13 protein-coding genes are annotated in these 14,278 nt (G+C 46.7%); 5 read left to right on the forward strand and 8 right to left on the reverse strand.

Going from position 1 to position 14,278, the window contains the following annotated elements; translation table 11 throughout:
• Positions 1 to 14 precede the first annotated feature (14 nt).
• Together QFZ51_RS11210 and QFZ51_RS11215 are read left to right on the forward strand one after the other, a co-directional pair.
• Positions 15 to 932: a hypothetical protein gene (locus QFZ51_RS11210; RefSeq protein WP_429045835.1), complete on the forward strand. Its 918-nt coding sequence runs from the start codon at positions 15 to 17 to the stop codon at positions 930 to 932.
• A gap of 20 nt (positions 933 to 952) precedes the next feature.
• Entirely contained in the window at positions 953 to 1,507 is a 555-nt protein-coding gene (locus QFZ51_RS11215) for a DUF1415 domain-containing protein (RefSeq protein WP_429045837.1), read from the forward strand.
• Here QFZ51_RS11215 and QFZ51_RS11220 read toward each other — a convergent pair.
• Entirely contained in the window at positions 1,502 to 2,518 is a 1,017-nt protein-coding gene (locus tag QFZ51_RS11220) for a LacI family DNA-binding transcriptional regulator (RefSeq protein WP_370912831.1), read from the reverse strand. The genes QFZ51_RS11215 and QFZ51_RS11220 overlap by 6 nt on opposite strands.
• A 130-nt stretch (positions 2,519 to 2,648) precedes the next feature.
• On the opposite strand from QFZ51_RS11220, the gene QFZ51_RS11225 reads away from it, so the two are divergent.
• Complete coding sequence (locus QFZ51_RS11225) at positions 2,649 to 3,530, forward strand: inositol oxygenase family protein (protein ID WP_429045839.1); 882 nt, start codon at positions 2,649 to 2,651, stop codon at positions 3,528 to 3,530.
• 144 nt (positions 3,531 to 3,674) lie between these two features.
• On the forward strand, positions 3,675 to 5,366 hold the full coding sequence (locus QFZ51_RS11230) for a sodium:solute symporter family transporter (protein WP_429045840.1): 1,692 nt from the start codon (positions 3,675 to 3,677) through the stop codon (positions 5,364 to 5,366).
• Between the two features lie 23 nt (positions 5,367 to 5,389).
• Here QFZ51_RS11230 and QFZ51_RS11235 read toward each other — a convergent pair whose 3' ends face one another.
• From QFZ51_RS11235 to QFZ51_RS11245, 3 genes are all read right to left on the reverse strand, one after another.
• Positions 5,390 to 6,304 (reverse strand): helix-turn-helix domain-containing protein, encoded by a 915-nt coding sequence (locus tag QFZ51_RS11235; RefSeq protein WP_429045842.1) that lies wholly within the window; start codon positions 6,302 to 6,304, stop codon positions 5,390 to 5,392.
• 2 nt (positions 6,305 to 6,306) lie between these two features.
• Positions 6,307 to 7,194, reverse strand: a complete 888-nt coding sequence (locus QFZ51_RS11240; protein WP_429045843.1) for an NAD(P)H-binding protein — start codon at positions 7,192 to 7,194, stop codon at positions 6,307 to 6,309.
• An 87-nt stretch (positions 7,195 to 7,281) separates the two neighbouring features.
• The gene (locus QFZ51_RS11245) at positions 7,282 to 8,235 is read right to left on the reverse strand and encodes an NADP-dependent oxidoreductase (RefSeq protein WP_429045845.1); all 954 of its coding nucleotides are present in this window, start codon (positions 8,233 to 8,235) and stop codon (positions 7,282 to 7,284) included.
• Positions 8,236 to 8,337: 102 nt separating this feature from the next.
• Here QFZ51_RS11245 and QFZ51_RS11250 point away from each other — a divergent pair, with 102 nt between their 5' ends.
• Entirely contained in the window at positions 8,338 to 9,222 is an 885-nt protein-coding gene (locus QFZ51_RS11250) for an AraC family transcriptional regulator (RefSeq protein ID WP_429045847.1), read from the forward strand.
• Between the two features lie 14 nt (positions 9,223 to 9,236).
• Here QFZ51_RS11250 and trhA read toward each other — a convergent pair whose 3' ends face one another.
• The 4 genes from trhA to QFZ51_RS11270 all read right to left on the reverse strand — a co-directional run bounded on the left by trhA (position 9,237) and on the right by QFZ51_RS11270 (position 14,260).
• A complete protein-coding gene (gene trhA, locus QFZ51_RS11255) occupies positions 9,237 to 9,881 on the reverse strand; it encodes a PAQR family membrane homeostasis protein TrhA (protein WP_370912824.1) in 645 nt (214 codons plus the stop codon).
• Positions 9,882 to 10,226: 345 nt separating this feature from the next.
• Positions 10,227 to 11,228, reverse strand: coding sequence for a c-type cytochrome (locus QFZ51_RS11260; RefSeq protein ID WP_429045848.1), 1,002 nt, complete (start codon positions 11,226 to 11,228; stop codon positions 10,227 to 10,229).
• A gap of 29 nt (positions 11,229 to 11,257) precedes the next feature.
• Positions 11,258 to 12,694 carry an aryl-sulfate sulfotransferase gene (locus QFZ51_RS11265; RefSeq protein ID WP_429045850.1) on the reverse strand — a complete coding sequence of 479 codons (1,437 nt, stop codon included), beginning with the start codon at positions 12,692 to 12,694 and terminating at the stop codon, positions 11,258 to 11,260.
• Between the two features lie 36 nt (positions 12,695 to 12,730).
• Positions 12,731 to 14,260, reverse strand: a complete 1,530-nt coding sequence (locus QFZ51_RS11270) for a RagB/SusD family nutrient uptake outer membrane protein (RefSeq protein WP_429045852.1) — start codon at positions 14,258 to 14,260, stop codon at positions 12,731 to 12,733.
• Positions 14,261 to 14,278 lie beyond the last annotated feature (18 nt).

Consider the following 14,278-nt stretch of genomic DNA (forward strand, 5'->3'; position numbering starts at 1 on the left):
CGTACCTTTGAGGCATGTATGTTTTACCGGAGATAATAAAAAGTATTTCGTCACAACATGATCATCATAAAGAACTGAATCTTTTTTATGGCGGGAAAAGCGCCGCACTGGCGTGGACGCCTTATACCAGGTTCCTGCTGGCCACCTATCCGCGTGAAATTTTACAATTGAACGCGGATGGGTTGACAGCAGGGCTGGTTAATTACCTCACCACCCAGGCCCAGCTTACTTTTTGTGCCGCCAACCAGTATATGAATGTTTCCGGCGTTGCCGGGGAGTCCTTAAAGGCCGTATATGTTACTTTAATGGAAGATATTGTTACCCGCCTTAAAAGAAAACAAACCAATTTCGATGACCTGGAACAGTTGCATGGACAACGCTTAACAAAATGGTTACTACACACCAACCCATTTGTAAAAGAATTGAACAGTGAGCAGGAACCTCATGTTAAACAGGTAGTGTGTGCAGAATATACACCCGCCACGCAACTGTCTGTGCTGCGGTTAAACCCCGCTGCCATCAAAGGTCCCGTACTGGATATCGGTTGCGGGCAACATGCTTACCTGGTAAGATACCTGCGTAAACAGGGCATCAAAGCATATGGAATAGACCGCTTTATTGAACAACCGGAAAGTTATCTCGGATCTGCCGATTGGCTGGAATACCGCCTGGAGCCCAACAGCTGGGGCACCATCATCTCCAATCTTTCTTTCTCCAATCATTTTCTGCATCACCATCAGCGCAGCAATAGTGCTTATATGAGCTATGCAAAAAAGTACATGGAAATACTGGCATCGCTGCAAACCGGTGGTAGTTACCATTATGCGCCCGCCTTACCTATGATCGAATCTTATTTACCTATGGAACAGTATGTGATCAGTCATGATAAAGTAGGCGATCACTTCAGTAGCACAGTGATCACCAGAAGATAGTTATCCGTACCTTCACCGCTATGGTATACAGTCCGGAACAGGCAGCAGCGGTCATTACACAAACTCAGAACTGGGTCAGGGAACTTGTGATCGGTTGTAACTTCTGCCCTTTTGCCAACAGGGAAGTGAAGAAGAACAGCATCCGGTACCAGGTGAGCGGCGCCATATCGCTGCAGGCGGCCAGTGATGAGCTGTTGCAGGAGTGTTTGTTGCTGGACAGTGAACCGGCGGTATCTACTACGTTGTTAATTTTCCCTGCCGGCTTTCCCGTGTTTCGTGACTATCTCGACCTGGTATCGGTGGTGGAGAAAATGATCTATAAAAAGAAGTACACCGGTATCTACCAGCTGGCGAGTTTTCATCCGCTGTACCAGTTTGCCGGCACGGATCTGCAGGATGCGGCCAATTATACCAACAGGTCCATCTATCCCATGCTGCATTTGTTACGGGAAGCGGAAATAGAGAAGGCATTGCAGCAATATCCCCACCCGGAAAACATCCCCGAACGCAATATCAGCTTTGCCCGTGAAAAAGGCACTGCGTATATGAAAATGCTGCGGGATAGTTGTTTATAGCCCTGACTTGGTAGAGTTTCTTATAATCAGTGAAGAAGGAATCACCTGTTGCTGCTCCTGCAATGGGAAGCTGCTGCTTTTGAGCGCTTTGAACAGTACAGTGGCGGCGGCGTGTCCCATGTCAAAGGCGGGTTGCGAAACAGTGGTAAGCGATGGCTGCAGGAAGCGTGCAGTGCTCAGGTTGGAGAAGCCGATCACCTGTACATCGCCGGGAATAGTGAGAGATAGCTCCTCACAGGCCTGGTATACTGCTGTGGCGAGTTTTTCCGTGGTGGCAATCAGGCCATCGTAATGATTTTGCTGTAATGCTGTTTGCAGCAGTTGCTGGGTAGCGGCAGGATCATTGGAGCAATAGAGAATACTGTTGTCAGTAAGCGGAAGCTGATGATCGGCCAGTGCCTGCCGGAAACCATCTGCCCGCCTGTTGCTGATAGAAAGCTGCCGTGAAGCTGATAAAAGGCCCATATTACGGCATCCTCCGGCGATCAGGTGCGCGGTGGCGTTATAAGCGGCATTGGCGTCATCGGTGGTGATCCTGGCGGCTGTTACTTCTTCACAAACCCTGTCGAAAAATACGACGGGTATTTCTTTCACCAGCTGCGCCAATCCATGCGCTTTCGACGATGTTTCGGTTGTAACAGAAATAAGTACCCCATCTACCCGTCCGCTCTGGAAATCTTTCAAAATAGCCTCTTCTTTCCCAAAACTTTCATGCGTAAGATAAATGAGTACGTGGTAGCCTTTCTCCTGTGCCACAGATTCGATACCATTGATGGCTTCTGCAAAAAAGCTGTCGGCAACCTCGGGAATTACTACCGCAATGGTATGGCTCGACTTTTTCCGTAAACTGCTGGCATATGGATTGGGCACATAATTCAGCTCTGCGGCGAGCGCCAGCACCCGCTGCTTTGTTTCTTCACTTATTTCATGACTGTTACTCAGCGCTTTTGAAATGGTGGCAGTAGATAACTGCAATCTTTCCGCAAGCATCCTGATGGTGACGTTTTCCATATAATGGCCGGTGTTACTTAATCGGTTAAGTAAATAAAGTTATTCTATTATGCGGAAGATTTTTAAAAAGATCGCATATTTAGAGCAGGATATTTTTCTGCATTTCCACGAACTTTTAAAATCTGATATTATGGATAACGTTAACGGGCAGCCAAATCCTGCACCACTTACTTCACTGGATCAATGGGAAGATGATTTACTTGAGCGATATCCAGATCCCGCCAATATCAACAAAGAAAAAAGCACTGCTGAATTCCGGAATTACGAAGCGCCTCCACGCGATACGGTGCGGGAGTTTTACCGGTTAAATCATACTTACCAGTCTTATGCATTTGTAAAAGAAAAAGAAAAGGAATTTCTTTCTTTCAATAAAAGGGAAATGTCGGTATGGGATGCCTTCGATTTTCTTAACCAACTGGTAGATGATTCCGATCCGGATACAGACCTGGATCAGTTCCAGCACCTGCTGCAAACATCGGAAGCCATCCGTGCTGATGGTCACCCGGACTGGATGGTGCTCACCGGCTTGTTTCACGACATGGGCAAAGTATTGTGCCTGTTCGGCGAACCGCAATGGGCAGTGGTAGGGGATACTTTCCCTGTTGGCTGCGCCTTCTCTGATAAAATCGTTTTCCCGGAGTTCTTCAAAAATAATCCGGATATCAATAACCCGGATTATAACACCAAGTATGGTGTATATGAACCTAACTGCGGTTTGGAAAATGTACACCTGAGCTGGGGACACGACGAATATATTTACCAGATCATGAAAAATCATTTGCCGGAACCGGCCCTGTACATGCTGCGTTATCACTCCTTTTATCCGCAGCACAGGGAACATGCTTATGGTCACCTGATGAATGCACATGATGTGGAAATGTTTAAATGGGTGGATCTGTTTAATCCGTACGACCTGTACTCCAAGAGTCCAACTCCGCCAGATTGGAAAGTATTAAGACCATATTACGAAGATCTGGTAGCCAAGTACTTACCATCCACCTTAAAGTTTTGAACAGTGATATTATGGATTACCGGTGCAGATGCAACTTTCTGATGTGTCGCCGGTAATCCTTTTTTTTGCATGCCGGAAAGTGTTAAATTATATCCAGGTATTTCTACCCACGTTAAAAAAAACTGCTGATCAACCGCTCCACTTATGAGTAATCAACTTGTCTTCAAAGACTACCTGGTATTTGCGTTGTATTTTGTGATTGTTGCTACCTACGGATATTGGATTTATAAAAGAAAGAAGAAAGGAGCTGTTAGCGCTTCCAAGAATTTTTTCCTTGCAGAAGGATCTCTTACCTGGTGGGCCATTGGGGCTTCTATTATCGCTTCCAATATTTCAGCGGAACAGTTTATCGGGATGAGCGGAGATGGCTTTTTTGTGGGCATCGCAGTATCCGTGTATGAATGGGTGGGCGCAGCTGCGCTGATCATTGTGGCGGTATTCCTGATGCCGGTGTATATCAAAAATAAGATCTACACCATGCCACAGTTTCTGAAAACGCGCTACAATGAAACGGTAGCGTTGATAATGTCTGTATTCTGGTTGTTTTTATATGTATTTGTTAACCTCACTTCTATTTTGTATCTGGGCGCTCTCGCTATCAACGGACTACTAGGGGGCGCCTATTTTCATGAAGTGATGGTGGCTTTGGCTATCTTCTCCGTGGTGATCACCCTGGGTGGTATGAAAGTAATTGGCTACACGGATGTAATACAGGTCGGGGTGCTGATTATCGGCGGACTGGCCACTACCTGGATGGCATTAACCGTGGTGAGTGAAAAATTCGGCATGGGAAAAGATGTGCTGGCCGGCTTTAATATCCTGGTACAGGAGGCGCCCGATCATTTCCATATGATGCTGAAGAAGCCCGCTGTTGGCGCGCCACAGGATTACGTGAACAAATACCTGATCCTGCCGGGCTTTGGTATGTACATTGCCGGACAGTGGATCAGTAACCTTAACTACTGGGGTTGTAACCAGTACATCACCCAACGGGCGCTGGGTGCAGATCTGCAAACAGCCCGCACCGGTATTTTATTTGCCGGCCTGCTTAAAATACTGATGCCGGTAATTGTGATGCTGCCGGGTATTGTAGCGTATGTGTTGTACCAGCACGGGCACCTGCCTCAGCTGGAAGGAGGACAAAAAGATGGCGCCTATGCCGCCATTTTAACCCTGCTGCCGGCCGGGTTGAAAGGTCTCGCTATTGCCGCGCTTACCGCTGCTATCGTAGCTTCGCTGGCGGGTAAATCCAACAGTATTTCCACCATTTTTACTTTAGATGTTTACAAGAAATATATCAATACGAAAGCAGATGAAAAACAGCTGGTATGGACCGGCCGGCTCACTATTGTAGCTGCTATCGTGATAGGCGTATTATTCACCTGGAACGATGTGCTGGATATCGGCGGCGCCGGCGGTTATACTTTTGTACAAAAGTATTCCAGCTTTATCAGCCCCGGTGTATTTGCTACTTTTATCCTCGGCATGTTCTGGAAAAGAACCAGCGGCGCGGCTGCCATAGCGGGTATCATCACCGGTTTTGCAGCCTCCCTGTTCTTCAACCAGGTAGCTGTAAAGATTTTTGGTCCTGAAACGGTATTATATTCCGCTTTCCACAATGCAAAGGGCGAATACGAAATACCTTTCTTTATCAGCCTGGGATGGTCTTTCCTTACCACGGTGCTGGTAATGGTGGCTATCAGCCTGGCGGGACCAAAGGTAAGTGCCAAAGCTTTTGAACTGGATTATGAGATGTTTAAGCTGAAGCCTTCTTCCGTGATTTTAATTGTAACGATATTATTGTTGCTGTCGGTTATTTATGTGAGGTTCTGGTAATATTTGCTGTTTGCTTGTTATTTTCAGTTAAACGACTGCCTGTACTCCAACGGCGTCACTTTCATTTTATTTTTAAACAGCTTGCTGAACGACTGCGGGTGTTCAAAGCCCAGCTCGTATGCAATTTCACTGACGGATAAACCGGTGGTAGATAGTTTCTCTTTGGCCTTCTCCATTAATTTGTCCTGGATGTGTTGTTGAGTGCTTTGCCCTGTCAGTATTTTAAGCAATGCACTTAGATAGCCAGGCGATATATTAAGTGCGCCGGCAATGTATTGAACGGTGGGCAAGCCTTTTGATGCCAGGGAATCGCTGTTAAACCACTCGGTGAGGATACTTTCCATACGATCGAGGATAGTGTGGTTGGTTATTTTCCTGGTTATAAACTGGCGATGATAGAATCTTTCAGCATAGGTTAGCAATAGCTCGAGTTGCGCTATCATTACATCCTGGCTGAATTTGTCAATGCTGTTATGATATTCCTGTTCCATATTCTGCACAATGCCTGTAATCGTTACTTCTTCTTTTTCTGACATGTGCAGGGCCTCATTCACTGAATAGTCGAAGTATTCATATTGCTTTATCTTTTTCGCCAGCGGCGTATTCCAGAGAAAATCGGGATGGATGAGTATAATCCATCCCGAATGTTGAAAATCTTTCTGCGTTTCAATGGAATACACTTGTCCGGGAGCAACAAAGAAAAGTATTCCCCCGTCGAAGTCGTATTCCTGCTGGCCGTATTTCATCCTCGTATTCACGGCCCTTTTCAGCGCAATAGAATAGAAATCCTGTACCTGGCTTTTGGGCTCGTCGTCCGGTATGCGTTTAATCGTTTCAAAATTGATCACGCTGATTAGCGGATGCTGGGGCCTGGGCAAATTCCTGAGCTGGTGAAATTCGCTGATCGTTTTTATCTTACGAGGTTGCATGTTCGCCATTGTTATTTTTTGAAAGCAGTAGCAAATTCTTTTGCAAAATCTTCCAGTTTTACTTTTCCCATTACCGTTGGTTTGTGCAGATAGTAATCTTCTGCTAACGTACCGTTATGAATGCACGCATACATTTCCAGGAGCCCTGTTGCCAGCACTGCGGGTACGCCGTGTGATTCCAGGCTGCTTCGCATTTCCTCATTGGTGATAACGGTCCACTTTAAGTCCGGCTTCCCGATGGCAGCCCCCAGAACGCCGGCAATTTCGTTGGCAGTTCGTTCGTCACTTGCCACATAGCGTACTTTATGGCCGGTAGCAGTGGGCGTTTCTATTTCATCGGCAATGGCAGCAGCAATATCCATTGGCGATACCAATTGAATCATATCGTCACCGCCATAACTGGCCGTCATCACGCCCGCGCTTTTTATCATTGCTATAAAGCTAAATAAATTGTAGTAGAAATAGGTAGGCCGCATATGCGTAACAGCGATACCAGGCAATCCGTTCAGCGTCACCTCTGCCTTATGGGCGCCAAGAATAATGCCGGTGCCCTTATCCAGGTGAGCGCCATAGCTGCTGAGTAAGATGACCCGCTTTACCCCCGACCGTTGAATCGCCTTTGCATAGTTGCCGGCAATCCGGCTGTAGTAAGTTAACCGGTCGGGTTCAGAGAGGCCGGGTGGTATCATACAATACACCGCGTCTGCACCGGTAAATGTGGCGGCCAGGAAATCCACGTCTTCCAATGTGCCGATGGCGGCGGCAGCACCGAGTGCTTCAATGTCTTTCTGCCTTTCCGGGCTGCTGCTGATTACCACCACGGTATGGCCTTTTTGTACTAACTCCGTTGTCAGCGGTTGACTGATATTCCCTAAAGAACCTGTAACAATGATTTTCATTTTGCTGTTTTTTTGCTGCTACGAAGTTCCGTAGCGGCAAAGAAACAGCTGTAGCCCGATCTGCTATTGTTGTAGTCAAATCGCAGGCTATATCTTCACCACCACTTTTCCCTGTGTTTTCCCTGTCGCTACCTGCTCATGCGCTTTGGCTATTTCCTCAAAAGGATACACATGTGCTATTTCAGAGTGCAGGGCGCCCTGTTCCAGTAAGGTTGCAATGGATTTGATATCATCACCGCTGGAAACCACGGACACGCGGTGTATATACACATTTTTAGCCGCTGCTTGTTGTTTTTGCTCATCATTGAAAAATGCGAGTATGCTGATCAGGCGGGCACCATTTTTTACGGCAGCAAGGGAGCGGTTGAGGTGACCTGGGGTGCCGAGGGAATCCAGTACGATGTCAGCATCATTCACTACTTCCTCAAATTGCCGGCTGTTATAATCGATATGCTCATCTGCACCAAAACGGAGCACAGCCTCTTTTTTAGCGGCGGAAGACGTACCGATCACGTAAGCGCCAAAATGTTTGGCAATTTGTACCGCGTAGTGTCCCACACCGCCTGCGGCTGCGTGGATCAGCACTTTATCGCCTTTTTTTATGTTGCCATAAGTTACCAGCGCCTGCCATGCAGTGAGGGCCGCCAGGGAAGCGGCAGCTGCGGCTTCGTAGGAGGTGTTGGCCGGTTTCAGCGCCAGGTGGCTTTCCGGGGCGGCCACGTATTCCGCATAGGCTTTACCATGACCGGTAAAATTCACCATGCCAAATACAGCATCACCTGGTTTAAACTGCTTCACATTTTTGCCTACTGCGGTTACTTCTCCCGCAATATCCCACCCAATGATAATATCCTCGCCCTCCTGTGGTTGCAGGTATCCTTTCAGCGCACCCTCATTGGCTCTTACAAAAACATCTACCGGGTTGATGCCTGCTGCATGGTTGCGCACCAGCACTTCATTATCGTTAATAACGGGAACAGGAATATCCCTGATTTCCAGGTTTTCTGTACCGCCTACCTGCTTTAATACGATTGCTTTCATATCCTTATTTTGTTTTTTTTGTGATTTGATGAGTCAAAATTCCAATAAATTTGCAGGTATACCCTTGTACGAATCAGGGTACATTTTGTACAATCATAGGTTATGGAAGTAATTAATCTTTTTAAGCCGTTTGACATCATATACATTGAGGAAGATGTATGCCCGATGGGCCAGCATCGCAATAATTTCTTTGAACTGGTATATATCCTGAAGGGTACCGGCACCTTCCACAACAACCAGCATGCTTTTCCCTATGAGGAGGAGAACCTGTTCCTGCTTATGCCGCAGGATGTACAGTATACCCGCATAAAAAGCCGGACCGGCTTCCTGTTCATCCGTTTTAACGGCATCTACCTGGAAGCGCAGCGTACGGGCAATACCCATAGTAACCTGGGCGACTGGGCAAAGAAACTGGAATTTATCTTCCATAATAATTACCATTTCCCCGGCTGTATTTTACATAATACGGAAGATAAACCAATTGTACGGGCGCTTGTTAACGCACTGATGCTGGAATACCCGCGCGAGCAATCCCTGCGCAACGAAGTGGTGCAGCAGCTGGTAAATACCATTATCACCATAGTGGCACGTAATGTATCGTTGCTTACACCAGAAATAGCAGCGGTAAACAGCGAAGCTTCCAACGATATTATCGGTTATATCCACCAGAATATTTACTACCCGGAAAACCTGCGTACAGAAAAACTGGCGGCACGGTTTAATATCTCTCCAAATTATATCAGTGAATATGTGAAGAAGTTAACGGGAGAAAGCATCCAGCGGTACGTAACCAATTATAAGCTGAAGCTGGTAGAAACCCGCCTGCAATACAGCGATATGCGGATGAGCGAAATTGTGGATGAACTGGGCTTTACAGACGAAAGCCATCTAAACAGGACGTTCAAGAAATACACCGGTATTAACCCCACCGACTACCGGAAAAAAATGTGGGCAGAGCGAAATTATCAACCGGGACTGAGCGGCTGATAACTTCCCTGGTTTTACATGGCCATCAATACCGCCACATAATGACAAATAGCCGCCGCCAGCACCAGCAAGTGCCACACGGCATGTGTATAAGTATATTTATCCCAGATATAGAAAATAACCCCTATCGTGTATAAACCGCCGCCAATGGCCAGCATAATGATCACCGGCAGGGGGAGGTTATCGAAAAAGCGGCGGCCGCCAAATACCATGATCCAGCCCATCAACAGATAAATGATAGTGGACACAATATCGTATTTTCCCGTAAACCAGGTTTTAAATAAGACGCCTACCAGCGTAAGTCCCCATAAAATCGACAATAGCGTGATCCCAAAGGCATTATTCATATACACCAGCAGGAAAGGCGTATAGGTACCAGCTATTAAAAAGTAAATACTGATATGGTCAAATATCAGGAACAGCTTTTTTACGGCCAACTCCTGCGATAAATGGTAAATAGTGGAGTTCGTAAACAACAATATAAAACAGAAAGTGTAAATACAGGCGCCTACAATGCCGGGCGTATTATTATGCGTGGCGGCAATACCTGCCAGCATGGGCAATGCGCTTACCCCAAAAATAACGCCCACTCCATGTATCAGCCCGTTCACGATTTCCTGTTTACGGCTATACCCCTTTTCGTTCATTATAACTGCCATTCCTTCCTTTTTTCAAGGCAAAAGTAAGGTATATTAGCGAGGAGGGAGATCGAGTTTATCTATACGCAAATTTTGTCTTTCTCGCTGATTACGCTGATTATACTGATTTTGAGGATTGATCATTTTGGATTTTTTATGATTTGGGGAGATATAAGCGGGTTTTATAAAATGATTCGGGGAGACATAAGCGGATATATTCGCCTATATCTCCCCGAATCATAAAAAGAATCTATACAAACGGATATATCCGCTTATGTCTCCCAAAATCATAAAAAAATCCAAAATGATCAATCCCCAAAATCAGTATAATCAGCGTAATCAGCGGGAAAGACAAAATCCGCGGCATTAGTAAATCGGCTTCAACCCCTTCGCCTTCCAGTAGTCGATAATCGGTTGGTAGGGGCCGAATTTGTGTTGTGCTACGGAGAAGGTATCCACAAAGGGACCGTGATCGTAGTCAATTGCTTTTTCCGCAATATGCGGGTAGTCAAAGCTTTTGGGATTGGGCCTGCTATGGATCTTGTCGTTGTTTACAAATGCGGCGATGTCCATTGCTTCTTTGTCGGAGAGGAATGGCTTGCCGGGTGTTACCTTATCGTAAGGCATATTATTTTTCAGCCATTCCGCCTGTTTGATTACACGATGCATACTGGAGCCGGGTTGATAGGCGGTGTTGCCCCACAGCGGCGGATATACATAAGTGCTTTTGTCTGCAGTCCATTGTCCTTCCCCGTTTTGACCATGACAACGTGCACAGTTGGTTTGATAAAGTACCTGTCCGTTTTCAGGATTGGCGGCGATATCCGGAAAGGTGACATGCAGATTTTTAGCGCCTTTGAAAGGTTTGTTTTTGGGGACAAAAGTGCTGATCCATTTAAAATAAGAAAGAAATGCCACCATCTCTTTGCTGTCCAGCGGCAGTGGTTTGCCGTTGTGCGGACGCATGACGCAGTTATTCACCCTTTCCGCCAGCGTAAGTACTTTGCCCTCCCGGCCCCGGTATTGCGGGTAGTTATCGTGCGATGACATCAGGTTGAAGGAAAAAGCTTTGGTGCCCGCATCCTGGTGACAATTAGTACAATTCATTTTATTACCAAGATACTTGCCGGCACTGCCATCAGGCCCGATATAACGGGCCGTATTGAGCATCAGCTCCCGGCCGTATTTCACGGACTCGCCGAATTGGTCATTTGGTATCAGGGTGGTGTCGATATTGATGTATGTTTCTTTTTCAGGTAGGGTAGCTGCTGTTGCTTTTGTTTCTCCTGTTACCTGCGATCCACAGGAAGATATGATGGCTATTATCCCCCAGCAACCGATCACACCAATCACAATTAAGCTTCTCATGATATTTTTTTTGTAGTGCACAATGATTGTTAATAGCCTGGCTGAACAATATAAGGCGCCAGTCTTTCCGCCGGGATAAAAGAGGCCCGGTAAGACGACATGCCTGTTCTCAGCAGCCAGAGAAATCTTCCGTCGAAGTTGGTTAGTATAACGGTATTTCTTTTCGTAGCGCATTGCAGCAGGGTAGTGTCGCCTACTAAATAGCTGCTTCCCATTCTCTCATTATAATTTTCCCGTGGCAGTTGGGTATTGATACGAAGCTGCGCCTTTTTTCCGTTTTCATCCAGTTTAAAGGAAAGCGTTCTTGATGTTTTTTTGCTCACTCCATTGTCGAAGAACATCAGCTCACCATGCTCGTTGATATGCAGTCCATGCGCCTGGTCAAACAGGGCCGTGGCTGGCAGGTCAAAGTCGCCGTTTTTTCCAAATGTCCAGAGACGCTTACCAGTGCGGGCATCTATCTTCCATATCTGCCCGTTATTATAAAAAGAGATGAGGTAGTTACCATCTTTATCAAATGCGATGCAGTTGGCGTGCATCCAGTCTTGTTTTTCTTTTAAGATGTTTTTATCGTCCAGCGGATTCAGTGCATCAAACACGGTCCATTTCCACACCTGTTTGCCTTGCCGGTTCAGCACCAGGATGCCATCGCCTTTTACTGTATCCTGTTTGCCGCCGCCTTTACTGCTCAGGTCACAGATCCTTTCTTCCACGCAAAGCGTTACAAACTCATTGTTGGGGTTCAACAGTATTTCATGGTGAATGGTTTGTTTGAAATCCTGTTGTCCTTTTTTGAGATTGGCCAATGTATCGCCGGAAACAGAAAGTTCCAGGATCTGGTCGCCGTAGCTGGTTTCATAACCGGGACCGCCCAGCAGGGTGAGGAACGTGTTGTTGTCTGTAAACCTGGCTACTTTAAAACCGGTGCCGCTTACCTGGTGGTACCAGGTAACATTTCCTTTTGCATTGAGGAGGAAAAGCACACCGGGATCTTCCCGGCGGGTAAGCATTACATAGCCTTTCCTGAAGGTTGCCGGTAATACGGAGCTATCGGGGCATACCACGCTGAACATATCTTTCATCCATACCGGGAAACCGGAAGTGTTGAAAGTATAAGTTTTGCTGGGATAAAGATCTTTGCCATGACCGGTTAAGATACGGTACTCGTACGCTTTTTCCGGCAGCAGGTTGGTGAGGACAATGGTATGACTGATCCGGTGCGCGGACAATGGCGTGGTAGTGCGTTGTTGTTCCTGTCCTTTTGGCCAGTATTCTACTGCTGCGTCTACTGTGTCGGTACACAGGATATCTGTTTTTACCTTGATGGCATTTTGTCCCTGCGGGTTGAGCGTAATGGAAACAATATCGTTGCCGCCACTATTCATACAACCGGGTGCAAACAGCAACAACGCTGCTGCCATTGATAACAATGGCAGCAGGCGTTGTATTTTATTCAATTTAATCATTTGCAATATTGAATAATTCAGAAAGATAGCAAGCCGTTATTGACGGCGGCCACTGTTGCTGAGATTTTTGTTAAGATCTGTTTGCGCCTGTGGATAAGAGAAATATTTATCTCTTGCCAGGTTAATGGTCGGTGTTTTTCCTACCGCGGTCAGGTAGGTGTTTACCACGCTTTCGTATTTACCCATACGGATCAGATCCTGCCTGCGTTTACATTCAAAGAAGAATTCCCATCCGCGTTCCTGCAGGATAGCATTACGCAGGGTTTCTTTAGTGAAGCTACCGGCAGCGCCCAGGTTGGTAGCATGGGAGCGGTCTTTTACCTGGTTGATCAACGTGATGGATTCACTGTTTGGACCATTCAGCTCATTCAGGGCCTCTGCCCTGCACAGCAGGATGTCTGCATAGCGGAGTATCGGGAATACGTGACCATCGTAATAAGTGGTAGAGCCGTTAGGATCGGCAAATTTGGTAGTGGCTACGTCTGGCATGTAGTAGTAACCATCCGGTGGATTGGTTTGTCCCGGAGGCGCCTGCATGTAATGTAAGCCATCGGTGCCGATATAATCGGAATAGAACATCTTTTTACGGTCGTCGTTAGCCGCAAAAGTATTCCAGAAGTACCAGGTTAAAGCGAAATACTGCCACCGGTCAGTTACCTGCGGATTGTTGATAGGGCCGAAGTGGTTCATGATTTCCACGGCATCTACCAATGGATCGGCGAGGGCGCTGAAAATACTTTCCTGGCACCACTTGTTTTTCTCTGCAAATAGTCCTGCATAGGTTGGATACAGTCCGTAACCCAGCTTCATGATTTCGGTAGTGAGGTCCAGTGCCTTCTGCCATTCATGTTCACGCATGTACAGTTTGCAGAGTAAAGACATGGCGGCGCCCTTGGTAGCACGGCCTATATCGTTGGAGCTGTAGATAGGGTTGCTTAAATAGTTGACAGGAAGATGGGTGGCCGCAAATTCCAGGTCGCTGATGATCAATTGATTGATCTCTGCTACCGGTGTGGTTGGCAGTGCTGCCTCATAATCCGGTGCTTCAATATTTTTGGCTACGGTTTCTTCTGTGACCACTGGCACCGGCCCGAAAGCATCTGTCAGATCTACATATCCCAATGCGCGCAGGAAACGGAGTTCCGCGGTGAACTGGTCTTTTTGTGCATCTGTGATGCTGGTCATTTTAGGAATATAGTATAAAGAGATGTTGGCATCTGCTACCAGCTTGTATTGATGCTGCCAGGCAAAGGCAAGATAGGTATTGACAGGGGCCCACTGGCAATCAGACATCAGTCCTACGTCTCCGCCGGAGCTGGCGTGCCCTACATCAGTGGTCAGATCTGAAATGGTAACCTGGAAGCCTGCATAATACATCCATGCATCCGATCTGCCGCTGGGTTGTTTGAGCCTTGAATAAACGCCGTTCACTGCAGCTTTGGCATCACTCAGGGAGAGGAAGGCATTCATATCAGTGAGATAACTGTATACTTTAGGTTCCACCTCTTTTTTGCACGAACTGGCGCCGAGCAGCAAGGTGGCTAATGCGATATATGCGTATTTCATTTGTTCCGGAATTTACAG

Source organism: Chitinophaga sp. W3I9 (genome assembly GCF_050434025.1).
Taxonomy (GTDB): Bacteria; Bacteroidota; Bacteroidia; order Chitinophagales; family Chitinophagaceae; genus Chitinophaga.